Here is a 22,981-nt window from a genome sequence, read left to right on the forward strand (position 1 = left end):
GCCGGTGCCGTGCACCAAGAGGGACTGGCTTGGTTGGGAACAATGAAGGGGGCGCATCAATTCGACTGAAGCATTTCGATAAGGTCGTCGATTAGCCCCTGTGGGTCAGATTGGCCCTTGCCGTCCTCGGAACGATGGCCGCTCAGGGCCATGCCTATCGAGCCGTGCATAAGGGCCATGAACATGGCAGCCGTTCGCTCATCGTCGCCCGGCTTTATTGCTCCGCTCCTACGGAGGAATGCGATGGACTCTATGAAAAGACGTAGCGTTTTATTGGCGGTCTGGGCTAGCTCCTCGTCGTAACGTTCCCAGCGCCCAAAGATCAATCCAAACCGATTCGGGTAGCTAAGCCCCCAGTGAACATGTTCGTGGGCCATCTTCCGGAAGGCGGGATCGCCGGGTGTCGCTGAAATCGTGACCATCACAGCGGTTCTTGCACGTAGTTCCTGGGCGGCAACGGCAGCCAGTAATGCTTCCTTGTCCTGAAAAAGCTTGCATCACCTGGACTGCTGGGCAGATCTGCAGCGGCGCTGCATCTCCGCCAGAATTTGGTCAGTGTTAATGTCGCTGTGTTACCACAGCCCGAGGTCTATCTCAGCAGCGCCGACAAGTTCATCGATGAGGCCGGGTCACTCTCCAGTGATGCGACGAAGGGATTTCTCGGAAACTTCCTTGATGCCTTCAGGGCATGGGTCGAGAAGCTGGCGTAAGCAGAAGTGCCGACATCGTCAGCGAGTGAAAGCGGTCCTTTCTGCAAAACAGGATGGTTCATTGCGATCAGTTCATCGAATGGGTGTCGGGCGGGACCGGTAGATGCCGAAGCGTCCAGTGCCACGCAGAAAAATGATCAGGATCGAGCAAATGGTGAGGATCGAGCGCGCGCGGCGAGTTTCTGCCGACTAACGTCCCTTGTCGTCACAACAGGGGATTTTTTGGAATGACCTCAGGACTCGCAACGAAACGCCGGACGTTTTTGACCGGCATGGCGGCGATTGCCGCAACATCGATGCTCGCACCGGCAATCTCCATACGACCGGCCATTGCTCAACAAGGGGGCGGCGCTGCGATCATGCGGCCAATCCCGAAGACGGGGGAGATGATCCCGGCGGTCGGCCTGGGCACATTCGAGACCTTTGACGTCCGCCCAGGCGAACCGCGCGACAATGTGGGCGAGGTAATCCGCTTGTTCCATGTGCACGGTGGAAGGGTCATCGATACGTCACCACTCTACGGAATGTCTGAAGTGTGCGTCGGCGATTTCATCACCGATCTTGGCATCGCCGACGACATCTTCATCACCAACAAGACCTGGACGACCGGCGACTACCTTTCCGACAACAGCCATTCGGAACGGCAGCTCCGGAAGTCGCGGGAACGGCTGTGGCGGGATCGGATCGACGTGCTGCAGGTCCACAGTCTCGAAAACCACGACCAGGTCCGTCACTGGCTGGCCCAGAAGAAGACCGAGGGTTCTGTGCGCTATATCGGCATCACCCAGTGGAGCCCGGAATACTATGACACCATGGAGCGCCTCGTGAACACAGGCACTCTGGATTTCGTCCAGATCGCCTATACGATCCTGACGCGTGCCGCCGAACAACGGCTGCTCGATGCCTGCGCCGCAAACGGTGTTGCCGTTCAGGTCAACATCCCGTTTGAAAAGGCGTGGCTCTTTACGCCCGTGGCGGGACAACCAGTTCCAGATTTCGCCAAGGAGATGGGTATCGAGACCTGGGCGCAGTACTTCCTGAAATGGATCATCTCCCATCCGGCCGTCACGAATGTGATCCCCGCGACAAGCCAGCCACAGCACCTCGTCGACAACATGGGCGCGCTCTACGGCGAGCTGCCCGACCGGGCGACCCGTGAGCGCATGGCGGATTACTATACCGGGCTGACAGGCGTCGCTGACGCGCTTAAACAGCCTCCCTATCCTGGAAAAAAATATGGCGGCGTCGTCACATGGCCTTTCCCGCAACCACCCCAACGTACCTGACACTCATCCTCATTGCGTTTCCGGCCGCCGCCACGGCCGGGAGCGACCGTGTCACTATCGAGGGGTTCGCCATCGACAGGAGCGAGGTGACTATCGCCGATTTCGCCGCCTTCGCTGACGCGACCAAGCTGAGGACGGCCGCTGAGCGCGATGGCGGCGGTCACGAATGGGGAAGCGGATGGGAACGTCGTCCAGGCTGGTCTTATCGCAGCCCGTTTGGAGAACCACCGCAAGACGTGGCCGAACCCGCCGTTCATGTGAGCTGGTATGAGGCACGTGACTATTGCGCCTCAGTCGGCGGCCGACTGCCAACCCGCGCCGAATGGCAGCGCGCCGCCTATCGTGAATATGGAAACGGGTCGCGGGCGGGTTTCGTAGTCGGGAAAACCTATTCCTACCCGACAGGAGATACGCCCGAAGGGGCAAATACGAACGCTGGCGATCCGTGGCCTCGGCATGTCTCCGCCGCAACCACCCGCCAAGGCGTGAATGGCCTTTACGACATGGGTGGCAACGTCTGGGAATGGCTCGCCGACCGCGACGGTGACACTGCGCTCACGGCTGGCGGCTCGTGGTGGTACGGCCCGGATAAAATGCGGAAAGACGCCATGCAGTGGAAGCCTGCGGACTTCTATGTCGTCTACATCGGCTTCCGCTGCGCCTATGATCTGAATCGTAGCTTCACCTTCTGCGAGCTAGAGACCCTTCAGACTCTCAACCCTCACGTACTGTTGAACGGCGAGAGTTGAAGACCGCCGATTTCTAAATGCTTACGCCCGCAAACAGCCGTATCGTTCACCATCTGACCTGCAAGATGGTTTTGCAGGCGTGTAGGTGCGGACGTCGATGCAACAGAAGACGAGGAACGAAGGCTGGCAATTGACCCAGCCGCCCCAAGATCATCTGCGAATAGAGTGGCCAGGAGGTCGCTTCGAAACCGCGCGACGGCGGCGGACAGGAGAAGTAGAAGGCAAGATAGCACCGGACTTCCATCTGATCATGGTGACGCTCAGTGGCGGCGCAGCTCATCATGCGTTTCGAACCGACGACGGATATCGCTATGAGGGCCGCGACGCGAAGGGCATGGTTTCCTTTCTGCCTGCCGGCTGCAGTCGCGAGCTTCGCCTCCGCGACGTCGCTTGGGAATGGGGCGCGATTGCCATCGATCCGGCTGTGGCAAGCCCAAAGCTTCATGACGCCAAGTCGTTTCTCGTTGGTCGCGACGACTTCATCCATGGCATGACGGCGCAGATGCGCGGCCTTTGTCGTCGTGAAGGAAGTTTGGACCAGACCTACTGCTCGACGATGACTCTTGCTCTTTCGGAGTATCTGTCGAACAAGATTGCAGAACGCAGTCCGCACGGCCCGTCGCCGAAATACACCCTGACGAGACGACAGCTTCGTGACACCTATGAGAGAATTGATGCCCGACTGGCGGAGCCGATCTCGATTTCCGACCTCTCTCTTTCGCTTGGCATCTCGGAGGGGCATTTCTTCCGCGCCTTTCGCGGAGCAACCGGCCAGACGCCTCTGGAAGTGATATCCAGTCGCCGGATGGACCGAGCGGCTCGTCTTTTGCGCGAAACGGATTTACCGATCGTCGAGGTCGCAGCGCTCTGTGGGATCGCGAGTCCAAGTCACTTTGCGCGCCTGTTCCGCTCTCACAAAGGCCATTCGCCGTCGCTGTGGCGAAAGTAAGTGGCCTGCTGAACTCTCGCTTGAGGCCGTTCACTGCCTAAACTCAACGGCGCGCCGCCCGATCTCAATGTTTGGGTCAGAGCGGCCCCAAAGGGCCGCCTGCATCTCGCGAAACCCAGGATTTTTGCGACATCCGCAACACGATGACACCGTTGCTGGTGTCACCGTCCAACGATGGTATGAACACCGGGTGGGAGTCTGAAACGGTCCTGGGTCGCAACAAGGGATGGGCGACCTTCTGTCGAAATGCGCCAGACTTCGACAGCTCCGCCGGGTGAAGTGTTCTCATTTCTGTACCGATTGACGCCGACAAAGACATGGCGTCCGCCTCGATCGAAGGCGAGACCTTGGGGCAGAACCCCTGAGATCGGCCATTCGCCATGAAGTGTCAGCCGTCCGGTTTCGCGGTCCAACTCGTAAAGACTGAGCGAAGCCTGCTCAGTCCAGTCGCGCGAGCCTTCCGGTTTTCCGGTTCCGGGCAGGTTGGACGTTACCAGGAAACGGCCGTCAGGGCTGAAGGCAACCGTCTCGGCTCCCCAGCCTCCGAGAGTGATGTGGGGCACCGTATGCCGCGCTGCATCGCCGCGCGCGCCGACATTGGCGAGCCTGACGGTCGTCAAGATCCCCTCCCGCACACCGTAAAAGCCGTCGGTGTCGACGCCCCATTGAACGTCCGACGTCACGTAATAGCGGCCATCGGGTGAAAAGCGACCGACGAAAGGAAACTTGTTGGTGTGTACGCGGTTGCCCCAGGGATGGATGTCCGAGACGGTCGCGTCTTGACCGCGCACGACTTCGTAGAAGGCGACTTGATTGCGATCAACTAGGTTGACCGCTATGTACCGACCGCTAGGATGCCACTGCACCCAGGTCGACTTCAAGGGGATGGATCCGGTAGCCGGTTCGAGGTCAAGGCCGAAGTTGGTAACTGGGCCGAAGCGGCCGTCTGTGAGCGGAACGAACGCCAGCTCGCGGTCGGGATCGACAGTTATCGCAACGATCAGATCACCGGATGGGCTGACCGCAATGGCCTGTGGTTGGGTACCAATGCGTACGCTGTCCACGACCGGTGGGCGAGCGCCATCAAGGCGTACTGAACGGATCGTGTCGCCCTGCGGCAGTTCATCGAGGCGCGTTGCGCCCTCTGGCCGTTGGCGGAAGGTCTCCGCGACGAAGGCGTAAAGGCCATCAGGCGAAAGATCGAGCGCCCCAGGCGGGCCGTAATTTGAGTTCGATATCTTTATCGGCGATACCAACGGCGCGTCGCTCGATGGCGAGGTGATGATGGACAGCGTATCCCCGTGCTCGGCATCGAGAGGACCCAGTTCACCGGTCTCGTACACGGTTGGCACCATATCGGTGTCTGAGAGGACAAGGATCCTCTCGGCTTTAGGGGGGAAAGTCTCGGCAAGTGCGAGACTGGGGATCAGTACCATCGCCAGCGCGGCGATGCGCAAATGGGTTCGCATTAAATCTACCTCCAGTCGAGAGTGACGACCATTCCTCCCATCGCCGGCTCCAGTCGTCCAATCGATATTGAACATTCGGATATTTCCCATAGTAATATAGTTCTCCCGCTCATCGGATGTCCCGCGATGAACCTTGCCGCAGTAGATCTCAACTTACTCGTCGCCTTCGACGCATTGCTCGGCGAGGGGAGCGTGAGTGCCGCGGCGGCGCGTATCGGCCTCAGCCAGCCCGCCATGAGCAAGCGGCTGGCGCATCTGCGACATCTGTTTGCCGACGATCTGTTTGTCCGCAGTGCCGACGGCATGCGACCGACGGAAAAGGCATTAGACCTTGCTGATCCGATCCGGGCGGCACTGCGTCAGATTGAGGACGCGCTGGGCGGCCTTGGGCAGTTTTCGCCGGCCCGGTCGCAACGTGTTTTCAGAATTGCGACGACGGATCATGTTGCGGCCAGTCTGGTACCCGAACTGATGGCAACGTTGCGAAGGAATGCGCCAAGAACCTCCATCATCGTGCGAAGTCTTCATCGCCAGGAAGTGGTCGATCAGCTCGAGAAGGGCTCGGTCGATCTCGCAATTACCATCTTGCCGGATGCGCCGACCAGCATAAAGCGGTTGAACCTCTTCCACGTCGACTGGGTTTCGGTCGTGTCGGCCTCTCACCCGGAAATTCGCGATGAGCTAACCCTGGATCTCTACGTGAAGTATCCGCACATTGTGGTCACCCACGTCGGCGATCTCAAGGGCTATGTCGATCGTATGCTGGATGATCGCAACCTGAAGCGGACCGTTATGATGAGCCTGCCCTACGCATTGGCCGTGCCGCCGATTGTCGCGAGCACCGACATGATCTGCACCTTGTCAGCGAATCTGATCGGTCTTGCCGACTGGCCCGGGGTGCGATCTTTCCCCGTGCCCTTTGAGTATTCGGGCTACGAAGAGACAATGCTCTGGCATCGGCGGAATGACAGCGACCCCGGTCATCTGTGGCTGAGGCGCACGGTGCTGCAGGTGAGTGAAAAGGCGGGTGCCACGACCATTGATCGAAGAGCCGGCGCGGCCTAGGTCGCCCTCGATACAAAGCTTTCCCGCTGCCGGCCCCGTGCCCGTGCGAACTCTACGAAAACCCGCAACTTCGGCAACAGCGAGTTCCGCTTTGGATAATAGAGAAAGAGGCCGGGCGACTCGATTGCGCAATCATCGACCACGCTGACTAGACGTCCCGACGACAGACGCTCTTCAATGACCGGCTCCGCCACGTAAATCAAGCCAAGTCCCTTAAGCGCCGCCGCGACCATCGCCGGTGTATCGTTAAGGATCATCGGCCCCTTTACTGCCACTTCATAGGTCCGCTTGCCGTCCCGAAAGGTCCAGTTGATGATCTTTCCGGAAGTGCCGAGGCGGAACCGGATGCAGCGATGATCGCCAAGATCGTTCGGGTGTTCGGGTTTCGGATTTTGCGCGAAGTAGGACGGTGAGCCCGCCACAATGAACCGGAAGGACGGCGAAAGCCGAACGGCAACCATGTCGGGCTGAATCCGTTCGCCCAGCCGGATTCCCGCATCGAACCCGTTCGCGGCAATGTCCGACAGACCGTCTTCGGCGAAGAGCTCAACTTCAATCCCTGGGTAGGCTTCACAGAACTCGCGTAACGGATCGAGGAGGAACGGAATGACCCCTCGCGAGGCGTTGAGGCGCAGGGTTCCTGACGGGCGGCCGCTGTAAATCCTCAGTGTCGTGAAGCAGGCTTCCAGATTTTCAAGCGCCGGCCGCGCCTGCTCTAAGAAGATCATGCCCGCTTCGGTAAGCCCGACGCTGCGGGTGGTCCTGGAGAGCAGCGCCGTGCCCAGGTTGGTTTCGAGCGCCTTGACCATCTGGCTCACGGCCGAGGGCGAGACGCCGAGGTCGGCGGCGGCGGCGCGAAAGCTCATGCGCTCGGCCACCTTGATGAAGGCCGCCACTGCGTCGGTGTCCGTTCGCTTGAGCATGACGTCACTTTCTCGGAACTCTCTTCGTCCTTGAACGCGGTGATTGTGAAGCATGCGTGATTAACCTGTGCATTTGAAGCCTTATTATCGATTGTGGCTAATCGACATAACTTTTTAAGCACAAACTGTGGAAACCGGATCGTTGGCTCATGAAATTGCAGATCGTCATTCAACGAAGTTCCAAGGCTGTAGCGGCACTCGCTGCAATCTTCGTTACCGCCTTCGCCCTGATGGTCCAGTCGTCGGATTTTCGGCCCGCGACATGGATCCCCGGTCCACACTCGCAAGGCGCGCGCAACGAGGATTTGAGCGGAGCACGCCCCGTTGCGCAGGAGATCTTGTCGGGCCCGGAAGATGTCGCCGTCGACAGTCGTGGCCGCGTCTTCACCGGCACCGTCGATGGGATTATCTGGCGCGCCGATCTCACCGCCGGGACGCCGCGCTTCGAACGGTTCGCGTCCGTCGGAGGACGCCCGCTTGGATTGGTGATCGGCGCGAATGACCTCCTCTATGTGGCCAATCACGGCATGGGGCTGCAGGCGGTTTCGCCCGATGGCGAAGTGAGCAGCCTGCTGACCGAAGTGGCCGGCACGCCGATCCTGTTTGCCAACGATCTCGCCATGGATGTCGACGGGATCATCTATCTTTCGGACTCGAGCAGCCGCTACAACGTCTCTACTATCGGCGTTCAGGGAACCTATGGGGTGCCGGACCTTCTGGAGGGTCGTCCATTCGGCAGAGTGATCCGCTTTGACACGCGAAGCAGGGTGGCCTCTGTGCTCGCAACTGGCCTCTATTTCCCCAACGGCATCGCCATAAGTCGGGACAGCCGATCGATCGTCGTAGCAGAGACCAACCGTTACCGATTGTCGCGCATTTGGCTCGACGCCCCTCGCACAGGAGAGCGTGAAACGCTGGTCGATAATTTGAAGGGCTCGGCTGACGGTCTGACTGGAATCGGCGACGGCAGAATGCTGCTTGCCGCCTATCATCGAAGCCTGGTGCTCGACGAAAGCGTCCTGCCAAGCTGGTTGATGCGGCACGTCATCGCGCGGCTGCCCAATTCCATCTTCACCCGCAATGCTCCAGACGGCTTCATCTGCGTTATCGACGATCAGACGGGTGAGGTTCTGCAAGAGTTCCACGGGGGGACCGAGGAAGCGGCTGCGCCGGCCAACGCCGTCCTGTGGAATGGCGAGCTCTTCATCGGAACGCTTTTCGCATCGGCCGTGACGAGGATCGAGCTGCCTATCGCACTGCCGTTCACCCAGACCTCAGCGAATTAACGGCGAGGAACATTGTGGACATCGACCCGATTGGCGAAGTCATGGCCTGGATCGCCGCCTGCGGGGCAGCGGGGCTGTTCGGCATAGCCCTCGCTGAGCGTTTCGTGCCCGTGCTACCTTCCTACGGGCTTCTCGTCGCTGTCGGCATCGCCGCGGCAGAGGGCGCGTGGTCACTCCCGGCCGCTCTTCTCGCCTCGATCACCGGCAGCCTTCTGGGCTGTATCATATGTTATTGGCTAGCGAAGGCCCTTGGAGAGGCGCGATCACGGGCGCTTCTCTACAGGGGCGGTCGTCTCTTCGGACTATCGGCTGGACGCATCGAGCGCTGGACGGCGAGTTTATGCGACAACCAAGCAAGGTTTGCGATCGCAGCGCAGCTCGTCCCGACTGTCAGGCTGCTTGCGCCGTGGCTCGCAGGACTCCTGCGCGTTAAGGCAGCCCGCTTCGTGACGGCTTCCGCGTGCGGCGTCGCACTCTGGAACAGCATCTTCATCGGATTGGGAGTCGCGACCTCCACCGTGCTCGACGTCGCCAATGCCTCTGTTCTGGCGCTGATCGTGTTATTGCTTCTGGTATTTTCAGAGGGTGTTTTCGTCGTGATTTGGACTCACTGGCGGCCGGCAGTTTCCGAGGGGACCCGAATTAATGACCAGTGAGGCACAAATTCCGGAGCACGATACGCTTAGCGACCTCATCAGGTTCTTCCGTGCCTGGCTATCAGATCCGCTTCGCGTCGCGGCAATCATACCCTCGGGCGTGGCCTTGGCGAATGCCATGACGAGAGAAATCTCAATCGCTACAGGGCCAGTGCTCGAGCTGGGTGCCGGCACCGGAGTGTTCACCCGCGGGCTCATCGCCCGCGGCATTCCCGAGGACCAACTCATGCTCGTCGAGTCCGGATCCGATTTCGCCGAACTTCTCCAACTCCGCTTTCCCCGAGCTCATACGCTCCGGATAGATGCGACTCGGATCCGAGATGTCGCGCTATCTGGCCAAGAAGGCGCTGGCGCGGTAGTTAGTGGATTGCCGCTCCTTTCGATGCCACCGCGAAAGGTCATCGCCATACTGGATGGAGCGTTCAGCCACCTGCGGCCGGGCGGTGCGTTCTGTCAGTTCACTTATGGTCCGCGATGCCCTGTGCCACGCACCGTGCTAGATCGCCTTGGGCTAAAAGCGGCGCGGATCGGCGGCACAATGGCAAATCTTCCGCCCGCCAGCGTCTACCGAATCCGCCGGCGGCCGCCGCCCGCTTTTTCGGTCCGTATGAAAGCGACGTAATATCTCCCTCCGCCAATGCGTACGAGCCGTCATTCGCGTCGCGGATCCAGTCGGACGAGACGGCAGGCAACGCCGAGCGGGCGCGCCGGCTGCATCCGATAGCTTCGGAGTACTATATCTATGTTTATGGCCGGGCGCTCCGTGCCGCCGGTAGGATCGATGAAGCCGACCGGGTCTTGCGGGAATGCCTGCTCCGGGTGCCGCGCGAGCCAGGCCCGTTGGTGCCGGAAAGCGCGCAATGACTTGCCTTTCCATGGGGCGAGGACTGGGGCGGTTCACTGGTTGCGGGCAGGGAACCGCTCCATCGAGTTGGCAGAGTCAGATGGCGAGGACCGGCAAGCCGGGGAACACTAACGCGTGAACTGGCGATTTGATTTCAACGTTCGCGTTTGTTTCATAATTTGTTCTGAGAAGTATTTTCCGGGCACTTTTCAGTGCCCGGCGATGGTAAATGTGGCGTTGGCCAGTTTCAGGTCCCAAAATGGCCAATACTGAGCTTATTTGGCCAGTACTAGGTTTGCTTTCTCAAAGACACACGGGACAGTCCAACAGGTACTCAAGAGCACCCACTTGTACTTCCACACGTATCGCACTTCTCGCAGGTTCCATTCCGCACCATCGTGAAGTTCTGGCACTCGGTGCACATGTTGCCCGTATAGCCCTGCATGATGGAGCGGGCGCGGCGTTCGGCTTCGACCTTCTTGGCTTCGGTCTTGGCAGAGGCTGCGTCGGCAGCGGCAGCGTCGGTGAAGAGCGTGCTGGATTCCTCAACGATCTCTTCGGCGATTTCCTCCGCTAGTTCCTTGGCGCGTTCCTCGTAATCGCGCTTGAAAGCGACGACTTCGGAGGAGGCGGCGACGGTTTCGAGCTTGCGCACGGTGTTGCCGGCAATCGCTGTGATCGTCGCGCCCGAGGAGGCGCGGGCGGGGGCGGCTGTTGCAGCCCCCTTGATCTCCGATGCCGGGCGCTCGGTCCCGGTTCCGGAAACCAGCGTTGGCTTATAGCCGCGAGTCAGGCCCTTGGAGACGACGTCCGCCTTGCCTTCCGACACGCCGCGGCCGAGGGCCGTGTTGTTGAAGTCGGACGTATCGACATGCGCCAGATCGTGGCGGCCGAGATAGGAGATGGCGAGTTCGCGGAATACGTAGTCGAGAATCGACGTCGCATTCTTGATCGCGTCGTTGCCGGTGACGATGCCAGCCGGCTCGAACTTCGTGAAGGTGAAGGCATCGACATATTCCTCGAGCGGCACGCCATATTGCAGGCCGAGCGAGACCGAGATCGCGAAGTTGTTGATGAAGGCACGAAGGGCCGAACCTTCCTTGTTCATGTCGAGAAAGATCTCGCCGAGACGGCCGTCGTCATATTCGCCGGTGCGCAGGAAGATCGTGTGACCACCGATCTTTGCCTTCTGAGTGTAGCCCTTGCGGCGGCCCGGCAGCTTTTCCTGGCTGCGCACGACCTTCTCGATCACCCGCTCGATGATCTTCTCGGTGACGGTAACGGCCTGAGCGGCTGTTGGCTGGGCCATCAGTTCCTCCAGCGCGTCCTCGTCGCCTTCGTCCTCGATCAGAGAAGCGTTCAGTGGCTGCGAGAGCTTTGAGCCGTCGCGGTAAAGCGCGTTGGCCTTGAGGCCGAGCTTCCAGGAAAGCATGTAGGCGCTTTTGCAATCGTCGACGGTTGCATCGTTCGGCATGTTGATCGTCTTGGAGATTGCACCCGAGATGAAGGGCTGGGCAGCCGCCATCATGCGGATGTGGCTTTCGACCGAGAGATAACGCTTGCCGATCTTGCCGCAGGGATTGGCGCAATCGAAGACGGCGAGGTGCTCGTTCTTGAGGAACGGAGCACCTTCCAGCGTCATGGCGCCGCAAACATGGATGTTTGCCGCCTCGATATCCTTCTTCGAGAACCCCAGGTGGTCGAGCAGGTTGAAGCTCATGTCGGCAAGCTGTTCGTCCGAAACCTTCAGCGTGCCCTTTAGGAAGTCGAGCCCAAGCGTCCACTGGTTGAAGACGAACTTGATGTCGAAGGCCGACTTCAGCGCGGCGTTGACGGCCTCGACCTTCTCGTCGGTGAAGCCCCTGGCCCTCAGCGTCGAGGGGTTGATGGCGGGCGCCTGGTTCAGATTGCCGTGACCCACAGCATAGGCTTCGATCTCGGCAATCTGGCTTTCGGAGTAGCCGAGCGTGCGCAGCGCTTCCGGTACGCCACGGTTGATGATCTTGAAGTAGCCCCCGCCGGCAAGCTTCTTGAACTTGACGAGCGCGAAGTCGGGCTCGATGCCGGTCGTGTCGCAATCCATAACGAGGCCGATCGTTCCGGTCGGCGCAATCACGGTTGCCTGGGCGTTGCGGTAGCCGTGCTTTTCGCCGAGTTCCAGTGCCTTGTCCCAGGCGCTCTTGGCGTGCGCGGCGAGATCCTGGTCCGGATTTTCGGCGTGGATGAGGGCGACCGGGTTGATCGACAGGCCTTCATAGCCCGACCTCTCGCCATAGGCGGCACGGCGATGGTTGCGGATGACGCGCAGCATGTTCTCGCGGTTCGGCGCAAACATCGGGAACGGGCCGAGTTCGGCGGCCATTTCCGCCGAGGTGGCATAGGAAATGCCGGTCATGATCGCCGTCAGGGAGCCTGCGATGGCGCGGGCTTCGTCGCTGTCATATGGAATTCCGGACGACATCAGCAGGCCGCCGATATTGGCATAGCCGAGACCGATCGTGCGGTATTCGTAGGAGAGTTCGGCAATTCGACGCGAGGGGAACTGCGCCATCATCACGGAGATTTCGAGCACGACGCTCCACAGACGCACGGCATGCTCGTAGTCGGCGATGTTGATGCGCTTTGTCGCGGCATCCTTGAACTGCATGAGGTTCAGCGAGGCAAGGTTGCAGGCCGTGTCGTCGAGGAACATGTATTCCGAGCACGGGTTGGAGGCGCGGATCGGGCCGGCGGCCGGGCTGGTGTGCCAGTCGTTCATCGTCGTGTTGAAGTGCAGGCCCGGATCGGCCGATGCCCAGGCGGCGTAGGAGATCGTCTCCCAGAGGTCGCGGGCCTTCAGCGTCTTCATGACCTTGCCGTCCTTGCGGGCCGTCAGGTTCCAATCGCCATCGGCTTCGACGGCGCGCAGGAAGTCGTCGCGAATCGAGACCGAATTGTTGGAGTTTTGGCCGGAAACGGTGAGGTAGGCTTCACTATCCCAGTCCGTGTCGTAGGTCTTGAACTCCATATCCTTGTAGCCCTGGCGGGCGAACTGGATGACGCGGCTCACATAGTTTTCCGGAACCTGGTCCTTTTTGGCGGCGCGGATTTCGCGCTTGAGGGCAGGGTTCTTGGTCGGGTCGAAGCAATCTGCATCGGCGCCGCCTTCGCAATTGAAGCAGGCCTTCATGATCGCCTTCAGGTGCTTTGCGACGATCTTCGAGCCGGTGACGAGTGCCGCAACCTTCTGCTCTTCCTTGACCTTCCAGTTGATGTATTCCTCGATGTCCGGGTGATCGATGTCGACGACGACCATCTTGGCCGCACGGCGTGTCGTGCCGCCCGACTTGATGGCGCCCGCCGCACGGTCGCCGATCTTCAGGAAGCTCATCAGGCCGGAGGAGCGGCCACCGCCGGAAAGCTTTTCGCCTTCGCCGCGAAGATATGAGAAGTTGGAGCCGGTGCCGGAGCCGTATTTGAACAGGCGGGCCTCGCGAACCCAGAGATCCATGATGCCGCCTTCGTTGACGAGGTCGTCCTCGACAGACTGGATGAAGCAGGCATGCGGCTGGGGATGCTCGTAGGCCGATTTGGACTTCGTCAGCTTACCTGTGAAGGGGTCGACATAGAAGTGGCCCTGGCCGGGACCGTCAATGCCATAGGCCCAGTGCATGCCGGTGTTGAACCACTGCGGGGAATTCGGGGCGACGCGTTGGGTGGCGAGCATGTAGGCGAGTTCGTCTCGGAAGGCAGAGGCATCTTCCTCAGACGAGAAATACCCGCCCTTCCAGCCCCAGTAGGTCCAGGTGCCGGCCAGGCGGTCGAACACCTGGCGGGCATCGATTTCGGAGCCGTACTGCTGCTCCTTCGGCAGTTCCTTGAGGGCTGCCTCATCGGCAACCGAACGCCACAGGAAAGAGGGAACGTCGTTTTCCTCGACCTTCTTCAGCTTTGCCGGAACCCCGGCCTTGCGGAAATATTTCTGGGCAAGGATATCGGCCGCGACTTGGGAGAACTGCGCGGGAACGTCGATGTTCTCAAGGCGGAAGACGATCGAACCGTCTGGGTTCTTGATCTCGCTCGTCGCCTTGCGAAAATCGATGTCCGCGTAAGCGCTCTGGCCTGCCTTTGTGAAACGGCGTTCTATCCGCATGTCCTTGCACCTCTGTTTGCGCGCCCCATCCCCGTTGACCAGGGCGCAAGTTTCCTCATCCGGCAGCGCCGGAAGATGCGCAGCCAGTTCTCGTTTCCGTACCGTCACAGGAGTGTCATCCGGAGATGTCGTTCCTGTATCTTGTGGTGATGGTGGCTGCAAACACTAAATATAGTATTAACAGCTTATTATCGCCAGCCCCGGATGTCACTTTTTTGGAGGTCAAAATCGCGCAGAAATCCCCTCACGGCTCCCATCCCATCATGGATGCAACGCCCTGATTCCACGCTCGAATTTTGAAGGGAACCGGCCTCGTTAAACCCGGTCCAGCTGCCGCCGCAACATCGCAAACCATTAAGTGAGAAATGGGCGATTCCGTCAAGGGGTGGTTTTTAACGAAGCGTTCACCACAACATATTGTGGACGGCCCTGTGAAGACCGGGGAAAAGCCTGGAGGCCCTGAATTTCAGGGCTTTGCGGGCTTCGGATACCTGAAAAGCGGGGACGAAAAGAAAAAGTTGGCCGATTCCAAATCTAAGGATGGCATTTTCAACCCGGATCGGCATCGCGATTCGGGCAGCCTCACATCGCATCAAGCGCGACGGTCACGGTGGCGATGCCGATCGCCGCTCCAGCCTCGTCGCGAATGGTGAAACTGGCCTGCGCCTCCAGAATTTGCGTGATCTCGTCGCGCTCGGCGCGATCGACGAAAGTCTCGTCCGAATCGCGCGCGAAGGTCTGGAGAAACTTGTTTTCGTCGGCCTGCCAGAAATCCATCGTCACTCTGCTCTCGCCGACATTGAGCCCATTCCTGTCGGTAATGAAGAACTCGACGATAACGCCCTGCGACGCATCCTGTTTTTCCTTCAGGTAGCGCGAAACGGGCGTGGATAAAATAGCGGACACCATTTGCAGGTCGCCGGTTTCCACTTCGGACCGATAGGTCGAATCAAGGACCTGGATATCTGTGCTGCTGACGTCATTGAATTTGGCGTTCTGCTCTCTGATCGCCGCGAGAACCATCGGTGTGCTGATCATCGGCCGGACGACAGTATCCACATATCCACGGACGACGACGACGTAAGCTGGTTCTGCAGAGGCCGGGACGGGCAACAACGAGGGGATCGCCAGCCCTGAAGCGACGACCGCCCTAACCCAACCCCGGTATGCCATTCCCCTCTTCCTTGCTCCGCGCGTTTCGCCCCCGCGCGATCCGTGAACCGGCCCCTTTGGCATGGCGCGCTCCGATGCGCGTGCAGGCCGGCTCGCATAATATATCTGCAGTCTTACTAAAATGACAATTCCGCCTGGAGTTTACTCGTGGCTGAATAGCCCGACGTTATCAGCGCGGACCTTTGGCGATAGGCTCCTGATAGGTGAACCCCATGTCCCAAGGAAAGTAGATCCAGGTGTCCTGGCTGACCTCTGTGACGAAGGTGTCGACTGTCGGCACGCCGAGCGGTTTTGCGTAGACGCAGGCAAAATGGGCCTTGGGCAGCATGGCGCGCACTTGTACAGCCGTCTTGCCGGTATCGGTGAGGTCGTCGATGACGAGGATGCCTTCCCCGCCATTTTCCTTGAGCTCGGGGGCAATGCCCTTCAGCACGACCATATCCCCCTGGTTCACATAATCATGATAAGAAGCGACACAGACCGTTTCGATCAGGCGGATGTCGAGTTCACGGCAGATGATTGCCGCAGGAACCAGGCCGCCGCGGGTGATGCAGACAATGCCCTTGAATTCCTTATTGAGGCCGGCGATGCGCCAGGCAAGCGCGCGGGCGTCGCGATGGAACTGATCCCAGGAAACGGGAAAGGCTTTATCGGGAAAGGACATCGGGCTGCTCCGCGGCATGAAATGAAAAAATCCGTCGGCGACCAAGCGCAATCCGTCAAACGCTAATCGCGCAGGGCCAACCCGTGCGAAAGGAAGTGCCGGAGCCCGTCACCGGTTGCCGCAATTAGCGGGATTTGCGGATAAAACGCAAGTCCTGCGGTGCTTCGTCAGCGCGAGAGGAGGGTGAGCGCCGTCATCGACTGCAAGAGCGACTTCGTCGTGCCGCCGAAGATCATCTGCCAGAGGCGCGAATGGGTGTATGCACCCATCACCAGGAGATCGATGCTGTTGTCGGAGAGGCGGTTTTCGATGACGTTCGAGGCGCTCTTATGGGGGCCTTCCGCGACGGCAAGCGTCGCCTTCACGCCGTGGCGGGAAAGCGTGGCAGCGATCTCCGCTCCTGCCAGGCCAGCCGTCTGCATCGCCGAGTCCACAGGATCGACGGAAAAGACCTCGACTTCGTCGGCAGCCTTCAGGATCGGCATGGCATCGAATGTTGCGCGTGCGGCTTCCTTTGAGCCGTTCCAGGCGATCATCACACGTTTGATCGCTTTCGGTTGCCGCAAGATATAGGGGATCATCAGGACCGGACGGCCGCTTTCGAAAAGAAAGCTGTCGATATCGACCTGGCTGTCAGATGGTTTGGAAGGATCCGCTTGCGCGGCGATCAACAGGTCCGCGCTGCGGGCGCTCTCGATCAGCGGCGATGAGCCGTAACCCGCCGAGGTGGCGAAGCTGCGCCATTCGAACGATGCGCCGGACGCTTCGGCTTTCAGGCGGAAGATGCGCTCCACTTCCACAGTCTCGGAATGCGCCATGTCCTGCAGCGCCTGAACAGCGACTGGATCGGGAATTTCCATCGGAGCGACCAGCGGCACGGCCGAGATGTTTTCGGCGTGGAGACCGATGACATGGGCATCGTTTTCGGCGGCAAGCGCAAAGGCAAAATCGGAAACCGCACGGCTGTTGTCGGCCGTATCGAGAATGGCGAGTATCGTCTTGTAAGGCATATCTATTCTCCTCGGCGACTGAAATGGCTTGGTAAGCAGGAAATGCGTTGTCGGTGGACCCGGTTCCTTGGTTGCTCGAGGGCTGTGTGCTGCTGCTCTAAGCTTCGGCCGACCGGTTTTCGTCAATCTCCCTGGTCCTGCGAATGTTCTCGATCATGGCGTGAACCTCGGCTCCCGCCGCATCGACAGCCGCCTGCGATCGGCCGCGCACGACGATCTCCGTCGAGAATTTCTGGCCGACATAGCGCGGATAGGAGCCGATGCTGGTGTCCGGGTGCGTCTTCTGGATGGCGGCAAGCAGCGTGCCGATGTCACCTTCGGCATAGGGACAGGCGATAGCCAGCGACAGCATCCGCTGCCCGGTGCGAAGCGACGGCAGAACATTGTCGACCATGGCCCGGAACACCTGCGGCACGCCCGCCATAACGTAGACGTTGCCGATGACGAATCCGGGCGCAGTCGACACCGGGTTGGCGATGTGCGCCGCTCCGCGCGGCATACGCGCCATTCGTTTGCGCGCTTCGGTGAAGTCCATCTCGCGCCGCTTGTACATGTCACCGAGCAGTGTCATGGCGGCTGCATCATAATCGCAGGGAACGCCGAAAGCCTTCGAGACTGCGTCCGCGGTTATATCGTCATGCGTCGGGCCGATACCGCCCGAGGTAAAGACGTAGTCATATTTGCAGCGGAGCGCGTTCAGAGCCTCGACGATCGCATCCTCGTCATCGGCGACGATCCGCACCTCCTTGAGATCGATGCCGGAAAGCTGAAGCATATCCGCCAGATGGCCAATGTTCTTGTCCTTGGTCCGGCCCGACAGAAGCTCATCGCCGATGGCGAGCATGGCGGCGGTGATGAAGGTTTCAGTGCTCATGAGAGATATCCGATGATGGGGCTTTGCTATAGGTAGCGCCGTTTTCGAGGCTTGCAAATGGCGGCACCCGGTTGCGGCAGAAGGCGAGATCGGGAACCCCGCGATGCTCCGGACCCCTGTTCCTGAGTTCGTAGCCGGCCGAGCGGAGCTCGATCTCCTGGACCTCAGTCGCTTGCTCTCCATACAAACGCGTGCGCAGCCTTCAAGCTGGCCCTTCGCCTGTTTCATGTCGGTCTGGCCTGAGGATCGAGCGGAGACGATATGACGATCCGATCAACACTTCCGAAAAACGATGAAATTGAAAGATGGCGACATATCACCCTCAGCACTCATCAGTGCATGCGCTGTGGGCTTTCCAACGCCCGCCGGGGAAATGGATGCGAGCGTTTCGGAAATTGCTACTGGCGCCCATGATGCACCCGGCTATCTCACAATCCAGTTTTTCGAGGGTGAGGCCGCGAATGCTCTGGATCTCGCGTGTATGGTCCCCCGCAGCGTTTCGAAGTCTGCGATCCTGAAGACATCGCTGCGGACAGCGTCGGCGGCATTTCCAATGTCTTGTGCCGCAACCTCGAGCGAGCGCCGCTTGATCGCGGCCGGTGACGACGACAAAATCGCTTCAAAGATGGAGGCCCAGCGGGCTCATCGCTGCGCCGTTGCCTGGCCAGACTGGCATCGTCCAATTTCTGATGATTTTAACCGAAGCAGTAGTGGCGCCAAAGCCGGTCGCTACCCGTGAAATTGCATGGCTATGATCAGCAACATGGTCCCGGCAAGCATGCTCCCCAACAAACAAGCGGCGGCTGTCTTGTAAAACTTGAGACGCCGCGCCCTTTCTCCACTCCAATCGTAAACCATCGTCTTACTCCCACAAGACAAGCTTACACGCATCGTGGCACTGTAATTCCTGCATCCGCAAAGGCGCCTTTAAGCCCTGCCGGCTTTCAGACGCCGGCATAAAATCATATTTATTGGGATTGATAAAGATGGTGGGGCGAGTCCAGCAGGCCCATATTCTCCCCGCCCGTGCTGTGCGGCCTGCAATTCGTGTTATGTGCCACTAGGGCCGGAGATTTTGATGCGCGCTGTTTTCGCTTTCCTGCTGGTCGTTCTTCCCCTTGCCGGATGCAACACGGCTCCGCCGGATCCCATCCGCGGCAGCCTCACCTATGGCAGAACCGTCCGCGTTCCCGCGCGAGCGGGCTACACCGTCAAGCACGAGTTTCCGGACAAGTTCGGATACCGTGTCTATGAAAGATACGTGGTTCAGCCAGACGGAACGCTGAAACTCATCTCCCGCCGAACGGGCTCCGACTACTGGCACTTCCCCCGCATGAGATGATGAGTGGCCTTGCGTTGGAAAAAATTCGCGTGGCGGCTGCGTGCTGGTGCGGGCGACGGGGATCGAACCCGTAAGGCCTAAGGCCGAGGGATTTTAAGTCCCTTGCGTCTACCAGTTTCGCCACGCCCGCGCGCGATCCTCAATTAACGACCGGAGCGATTCAGTCAAGAGCGCCGGCGGCGGCACCGGTTTGCGGCTTGGAAAGGGGAACCGCCTCTATCCTCTGCTTCATCTGCCCGCGCCGGTAGGCAGCACGGCCGGTAAGAATGCCAAGCATCGCGCCGGCTGCCTTGATGACCGCATCGTGCAGGCGTGCATGACGTGTCGGCGACAGGTATTGCAGGAACTCGATTGCGAGTGCACCAAAGATCAGCAGCAGCGCGACGAGCTTCCACTGCTTCGGATAGCCGAGCGCAAAAAGGAAGCCGGTGACGGCATAGGCAAGCCCGCGGTCGGCGTTGACGCTGGTCATCGTATGCGGCCTGAGGCCGATCGGCGAGATGGTGACGAAAATGATGGCGGCAAGCAGCAGCCAGGCGAGCGGTCGCGTCAAACGGGATGTAATCATGCCGTCACGTTAGCAGCATTGCACAGCAAACGCACGGGGGAGCTGCAGCAATCAGCCAAAGACGATGTAAGGCTTTCGGCGGAGCGAACGGCACGGCGGTTAAACGGACTTCTATTGCCAGCCGACCTGTGCCATAGCGAAGCTTGAGACAGGAATGGACCGATGACCGTCAAAAGACAGGATGTAGATCGCGCGGAAGAGGCGCTGCGCAGCCTCTTTCCGGCAACGCCGCTGCAGCTCAACGACCATCTTTCGGCGCGCTACGATGCTGAAATCTGGCTGAAGCGGGAGGATCTGTCGCCCGTCCGTTCCTACAAGATCCGCGGCGCCTTCAATTTCTTCCGCAAGGCGATTGCCGAAGGGAGCGGCGAGCGACTTTTCATCTGCGCATCGGCGGGCAACCATGCGCAGGGCTTTGCCTTTGTCTGCCGCCATTTCGGCGTTCAGGGCGTCGTCTTCATGCCAGTGACGACGCCGCAGCAGAAGATCGACAAGACGCGCATGTTCGGCGCCGAGTTCATCACCATTAAGCTTTACGGTGATTTCTTTGACCAGTGTTATCAGGCCGCGCGCGTCCATGCGGAGGTGGCCGGAGGCGTCATGGTGCCGCCCTTCGACCATGAGGACATCATCGAGGGGCAGGCAACGGTTGCAGCCGAAATCATGCAGCAGCTGCCGGAGGGCAGGGTGCCGGACATGCTGGTCCTGCCGGTCGGCGGCGGCGGGCTTGCTGCGGGCATTACGGGCTATCTCAAGGGCTCGCTCCCGAATTCCGCCTTTGTCTTCACCGAGCCGGCAGGCGCGCCTAGTTTGAAACGGAGCATCGAGGCCGGCGAAGTGGTGACGCTTTCCAAGGTCGACAATTTTGTCGATGGCGCGGCCGTTGCCCGAATCGGCGACCTGAATTTCGCAGCACTCAAAAGCTTTGCAGCCGGGCAGGTCATGCTGATGCCGGAGAACGCCATCTGTGTGACGATCTCGGAAATGCTTAATGTCGAGGGCGTCGTGTTGGAGCCCGCAGGGGCTTTGTCTTTGACAGCGATCGCGGCGATGGACCCGCACGCCATCCGCGGCAAGACGATCGTGGCCGTCGTCTCCGGTGGCAATTTCGACTTCGAGCGGCTGCCCGACGTCAAGGAGCGCGCGATGCGTTACGCCGGGCTGAAGAAATACTTCATCCTGCGGCTGCCGCAGCGCCCGGGCGCCCTTCGCGATTTCCTCAATCTTTTGGGGCCTGACGACGACATCGCCCGCTTCGAATACCTGAAGAAGACTGCACGCAACTTCGGCTCCGTCCTGATCGGCATCGAAACCAAGGCGCCGGAGAACTTCGCCACGCTGATTTCGAATTTCGAAAAGGCCGGCATGGGCTTCGAGGACATCACTGAAAACGACATCCTCGCCAACCTCATCATTTGACTTTGCGGGCGCGAGCTGCCCGTGTTAAAGGCGGAACATGGCTTCGATCTTTTCCAGCATTTTCTCGATGTTTTCCGGTGGCGGCAAATCCGCCGAGGCGAGCGCGGGCCCGAAGGGCGAGCCGCAGCTTTACGCCGATTGTACAATCTACGCTGAGCCGCGCAAGGAAGGCGGACAGTTCCGCCTGGCAGGCCGTATTGAAAAGACGGTCGGCGGCGAGGTCTTGGTGCGCAATTTTATCCGCGCCGACATGTTCTCGTCTTCGGACGATGCGATCGAATGCACAGTGCGCAAAGCGCACCAGATCATCGATCAGCACGGTCCCTCGCTTTTCGGCGACGGTGCTAAGGAGCGGCAAGTCTAGCCGCTCTCTTCCAGTCGTCTACGCCGGGTGGCTTTTGCGGCGGCAGCCATACAGGGAGGCCGCAGGTTACGCTGACGTCACGCGACCGTTTCTTAACCGTATCGCGCTATGAAGGGGCGGTAGGAGAGCGGAAGGCGCGATGGCATTTGTCAATCTCGGTCTCATTGTAACGGAAGCCGTCGGCTACTTCGCGCTGATGGTGAGCCTGCTGCATTTCCGCCATCGGCTGGGCCTTGGCGTCTTCATGACTGCGCTTGGCGTCATGCATTTCATGGAAACCTATCTCGCGGCCCTATTCTACGTGTCGTTGCCTTTCGGTGTTGCCTCGCCCGGATCATCGGTCTTCTTCGCCGGAAAGCTGATGATGATCCTGATGCTTTACCTGGAGGAGGATGCTTCAACGGTCCGGCAGCCGATCTATGGTCTGTTTCTGGGCAATCTTCTGACTGTCGCGATCGCGTGGGTTCTACAGCTGCATGAAACTGTCGAGGTTTCACCTGGCAATGCCGCCGATTTCAGCTTCCTGAAGGAGATGGGCTGGCTGATGGTCTGGGGTACGGCACTTCTTTATCTGGATTCGCTCGGTATCATTCTGCTTTACGAACGCCTTGGTCTTTGGATGAAGCGCAAGGTGATTCTTCGTTTCATGCTGTGCGGCTTCGCACTTCTGACCTTCGACCAGATCGGTTTTTTCGGCGCCTTGCACTATTTTCTCGACGTACCGCTTGCAGCCTTCTGGGACGGCTGGAGGGCAAAGATGTTCGCGGTCTGCATCTATACTGCGCTCTTCGCCTTCTACCGGCTCTACATTCATAGGAACGGCGTTCCGGCGGCAGCACGCTCTCTCAGCGATCTGTTCGGCGACCTGACATTCCGTGAGCGTTACAACGATCTTCTGGAGCGGACGGGCAGGGACATTCTGACGGGCGTCTACGACCGCTCGCGTATGGAGCTCGAAGCACCGGTCATGATGCGGGAAGCCCTGCGGCAAGGGCAGTTAACAACCGTCATCATCATCGATGCCGACCACTTCAAGGACGTCAACGACAACTTCGGCCATCTTCAGGGTGATGAGGTGCTGAAGTCGATCGCCGCCCGGCTGGTGATGATCCTGCGTTCTGCAGACAGAGTGTTCCGCTTTGGTGGCGAAGAATTCGTTGCAATCTGTCCGGGCACGGAGCACGAGGAGGGCTTGTTGGTGGCAGAACGGCTCCGATGGACGATCGCGACAAGCGTCAGGACACCAGATGCAAGACCCGTCACCGTCAGCATCGGCGTTGCGACCGCCGACGAAGATGGCGTGAGCTTCATGACCGTTCTGTCTACTGCAGATGACCGGCTCTACCAGGCAAAGAAGAACGGCCGGAACTGTGTCTTCGGTCGTATGGGTCTGGTCAAGGTCCTAACATGAGGCATGGATCAGGAGTGTCCGCCCGACGGTCCAAGCTGCGACGACTGGGGCCGTGAACCGTTAGCCGCCCTGCCTGATGCTTTGGGA

The 22,981-nt window shown here is 59.7% G+C and carries 20 protein-coding genes and 1 tRNA gene; 11 read left to right on the forward strand and 10 right to left on the reverse strand.

Going from position 1 to position 22,981, the window contains the following annotated elements:
- Positions 1-56: 56 nt before the first annotated feature.
- Positions 57-422 carry a WHG domain-containing protein gene (locus AM571_RS08475; RefSeq protein WP_074061020.1) on the reverse strand — a complete coding sequence of 122 codons (366 nt, stop codon included), beginning with the start codon at positions 420-422 and terminating at the stop codon, positions 57-59.
- Between the two features lie 515 nt (positions 423-937).
- On the opposite strand from AM571_RS08475, the gene AM571_RS08480 reads away from it, so the two are divergent.
- The 3 genes from AM571_RS08480 to AM571_RS08490 all read left to right on the forward strand — a co-directional run bounded on the left by AM571_RS08480 (position 938) and on the right by AM571_RS08490 (position 3,694).
- Positions 938-1,996 carry an aldo/keto reductase gene (locus tag AM571_RS08480; RefSeq protein WP_155774424.1) on the forward strand — a complete coding sequence of 353 codons (1,059 nt, stop codon included), beginning with the start codon at positions 938-940 and terminating at the stop codon, positions 1,994-1,996.
- Positions 1,963-2,745, forward strand: coding sequence for a formylglycine-generating enzyme family protein (locus AM571_RS08485; RefSeq protein ID WP_081377045.1), 783 nt, complete (start codon positions 1,963-1,965; stop codon positions 2,743-2,745). The genes AM571_RS08480 and AM571_RS08485 overlap by 34 nt, the downstream gene beginning before the upstream one ends.
- A 97-nt stretch (positions 2,746-2,842) precedes the next feature.
- Positions 2,843-3,694, forward strand: a complete 852-nt coding sequence (locus AM571_RS08490; RefSeq protein WP_074061022.1) for a helix-turn-helix transcriptional regulator — start codon at positions 2,843-2,845, stop codon at positions 3,692-3,694.
- A gap of 161 nt (positions 3,695-3,855) precedes the next feature.
- Here the strand turns inward: AM571_RS08490 and AM571_RS08495 are convergent, their stop codons facing one another.
- Positions 3,856-5,163, reverse strand: coding sequence for a beta-propeller fold lactonase family protein (locus tag AM571_RS08495; RefSeq protein ID WP_074061023.1), 1,308 nt, complete (start codon positions 5,161-5,163; stop codon positions 3,856-3,858).
- Between the two features lie 126 nt (positions 5,164-5,289).
- On the opposite strand from AM571_RS08495, the gene AM571_RS08500 reads away from it, so the two are divergent.
- Positions 5,290-6,228 (forward strand): LysR family transcriptional regulator, encoded by a 939-nt coding sequence (locus AM571_RS08500; RefSeq protein ID WP_074061024.1) that lies wholly within the window; start codon positions 5,290-5,292, stop codon positions 6,226-6,228.
- Here the strand turns inward: AM571_RS08500 and AM571_RS08505 are convergent.
- Entirely contained in the window at positions 6,225-7,151 is a 927-nt protein-coding gene (locus tag AM571_RS08505) for a LysR family transcriptional regulator (protein ID WP_074061025.1), read from the reverse strand. The two genes, AM571_RS08500 and AM571_RS08505, sit on opposite strands and share 4 nt — an antisense overlap.
- Before the next feature lie 149 nt (positions 7,152-7,300).
- On the opposite strand from AM571_RS08505, the gene AM571_RS08510 reads away from it, so the two are divergent.
- The 3 genes from AM571_RS08510 to AM571_RS08520 are packed head-to-tail and all read left to right on the forward strand — an operon-like array spanning position 7,301 to position 9,715.
- A complete protein-coding gene (locus AM571_RS08510; protein WP_074061026.1) occupies positions 7,301-8,437 on the forward strand; it encodes an SMP-30/gluconolactonase/LRE family protein in 1,137 nt (378 codons plus the stop codon).
- Positions 8,438-8,451: 14 nt separating this feature from the next.
- Complete coding sequence (locus AM571_RS08515; protein ID WP_081377046.1) at positions 8,452-9,093, forward strand: DedA family protein; 642 nt, start codon at positions 8,452-8,454, stop codon at positions 9,091-9,093.
- On the forward strand, positions 9,083-9,715 hold the full coding sequence (locus AM571_RS08520; RefSeq protein WP_074061027.1) for a class I SAM-dependent methyltransferase: 633 nt from the start codon (positions 9,083-9,085) through the stop codon (positions 9,713-9,715). Before AM571_RS08515 ends, AM571_RS08520 begins: the two co-directional genes overlap by 11 nt.
- 556 nt (positions 9,716-10,271) lie before the next feature.
- Here the strand turns inward: AM571_RS08520 and AM571_RS08530 are convergent.
- The 5 genes from AM571_RS08530 to AM571_RS08555 all read right to left on the reverse strand — a co-directional run bounded on the left by AM571_RS08530 (position 10,272) and on the right by AM571_RS08555 (position 17,790).
- A complete protein-coding gene (locus AM571_RS08530; RefSeq protein WP_081377047.1) occupies positions 10,272-14,069 on the reverse strand; it encodes a vitamin B12-dependent ribonucleotide reductase in 3,798 nt (1,265 codons plus the stop codon).
- A gap of 582 nt (positions 14,070-14,651) precedes the next feature.
- Positions 14,652-15,242 (reverse strand): hypothetical protein, encoded by a 591-nt coding sequence (locus AM571_RS08540; protein ID WP_074061030.1) that lies wholly within the window; start codon positions 15,240-15,242, stop codon positions 14,652-14,654.
- 169 nt (positions 15,243-15,411) lie between these two features.
- A complete protein-coding gene (gene gpt / locus AM571_RS08545) occupies positions 15,412-15,906 on the reverse strand; it encodes a xanthine phosphoribosyltransferase (protein ID WP_074061031.1) in 495 nt (164 codons plus the stop codon).
- 167 nt (positions 15,907-16,073) lie between these two features.
- The gene (locus tag AM571_RS08550; protein WP_074061032.1) at positions 16,074-16,916 is read right to left on the reverse strand and encodes a universal stress protein; all 843 of its coding nucleotides are present in this window, start codon (positions 16,914-16,916) and stop codon (positions 16,074-16,076) included.
- 97 nt (positions 16,917-17,013) lie between these two features.
- Positions 17,014-17,790, reverse strand: a complete 777-nt coding sequence (locus AM571_RS08555; RefSeq protein WP_074061033.1) for a competence/damage-inducible protein A — start codon at positions 17,788-17,790, stop codon at positions 17,014-17,016.
- Between the two features lie 1,078 nt (positions 17,791-18,868).
- Here AM571_RS08555 and AM571_RS08565 point away from each other — a divergent pair.
- Complete coding sequence (locus AM571_RS08565; protein ID WP_074061035.1) at positions 18,869-19,132, forward strand: hypothetical protein; 264 nt, start codon at positions 18,869-18,871, stop codon at positions 19,130-19,132.
- 44 nt (positions 19,133-19,176) lie between these two features.
- Here AM571_RS08565 and AM571_RS08570 read toward each other — a convergent pair.
- Together AM571_RS08570 and AM571_RS08575 are read right to left on the reverse strand one after the other, a co-directional pair.
- Positions 19,177-19,262, reverse strand: a tRNA-Leu gene (locus tag AM571_RS08570).
- A gap of 30 nt (positions 19,263-19,292) precedes the next feature.
- A complete protein-coding gene (locus AM571_RS08575; RefSeq protein WP_074061036.1) occupies positions 19,293-19,700 on the reverse strand; it encodes a VanZ family protein in 408 nt (135 codons plus the stop codon).
- Positions 19,701-19,862: 162 nt separating this feature from the next.
- Between AM571_RS08575 and ilvA the strand changes: the two genes are divergently transcribed.
- The 3 genes from ilvA to AM571_RS08590 all read left to right on the forward strand — a co-directional run bounded on the left by ilvA (position 19,863) and on the right by AM571_RS08590 (position 22,894).
- Positions 19,863-21,119, forward strand: coding sequence for a threonine ammonia-lyase (ilvA, locus tag AM571_RS08580; RefSeq protein WP_074061037.1), 1,257 nt, complete (start codon positions 19,863-19,865; stop codon positions 21,117-21,119).
- 37 nt (positions 21,120-21,156) lie between these two features.
- Positions 21,157-21,483 carry an HlyU family transcriptional regulator gene (locus AM571_RS08585; RefSeq protein WP_022718328.1) on the forward strand — a complete coding sequence of 109 codons (327 nt, stop codon included), beginning with the start codon at positions 21,157-21,159 and terminating at the stop codon, positions 21,481-21,483.
- A gap of 139 nt (positions 21,484-21,622) precedes the next feature.
- A complete protein-coding gene (locus tag AM571_RS08590; protein ID WP_074061038.1) occupies positions 21,623-22,894 on the forward strand; it encodes a sensor domain-containing diguanylate cyclase in 1,272 nt (423 codons plus the stop codon).
- Positions 22,895-22,981: the final 87 nt, after the last annotated feature.

The sequence above is a fragment of the Rhizobium etli 8C-3 genome (assembly GCF_001908375.1).
Lineage (GTDB): Bacteria > Pseudomonadota > Alphaproteobacteria > Rhizobiales > Rhizobiaceae > Rhizobium > Rhizobium etli_B.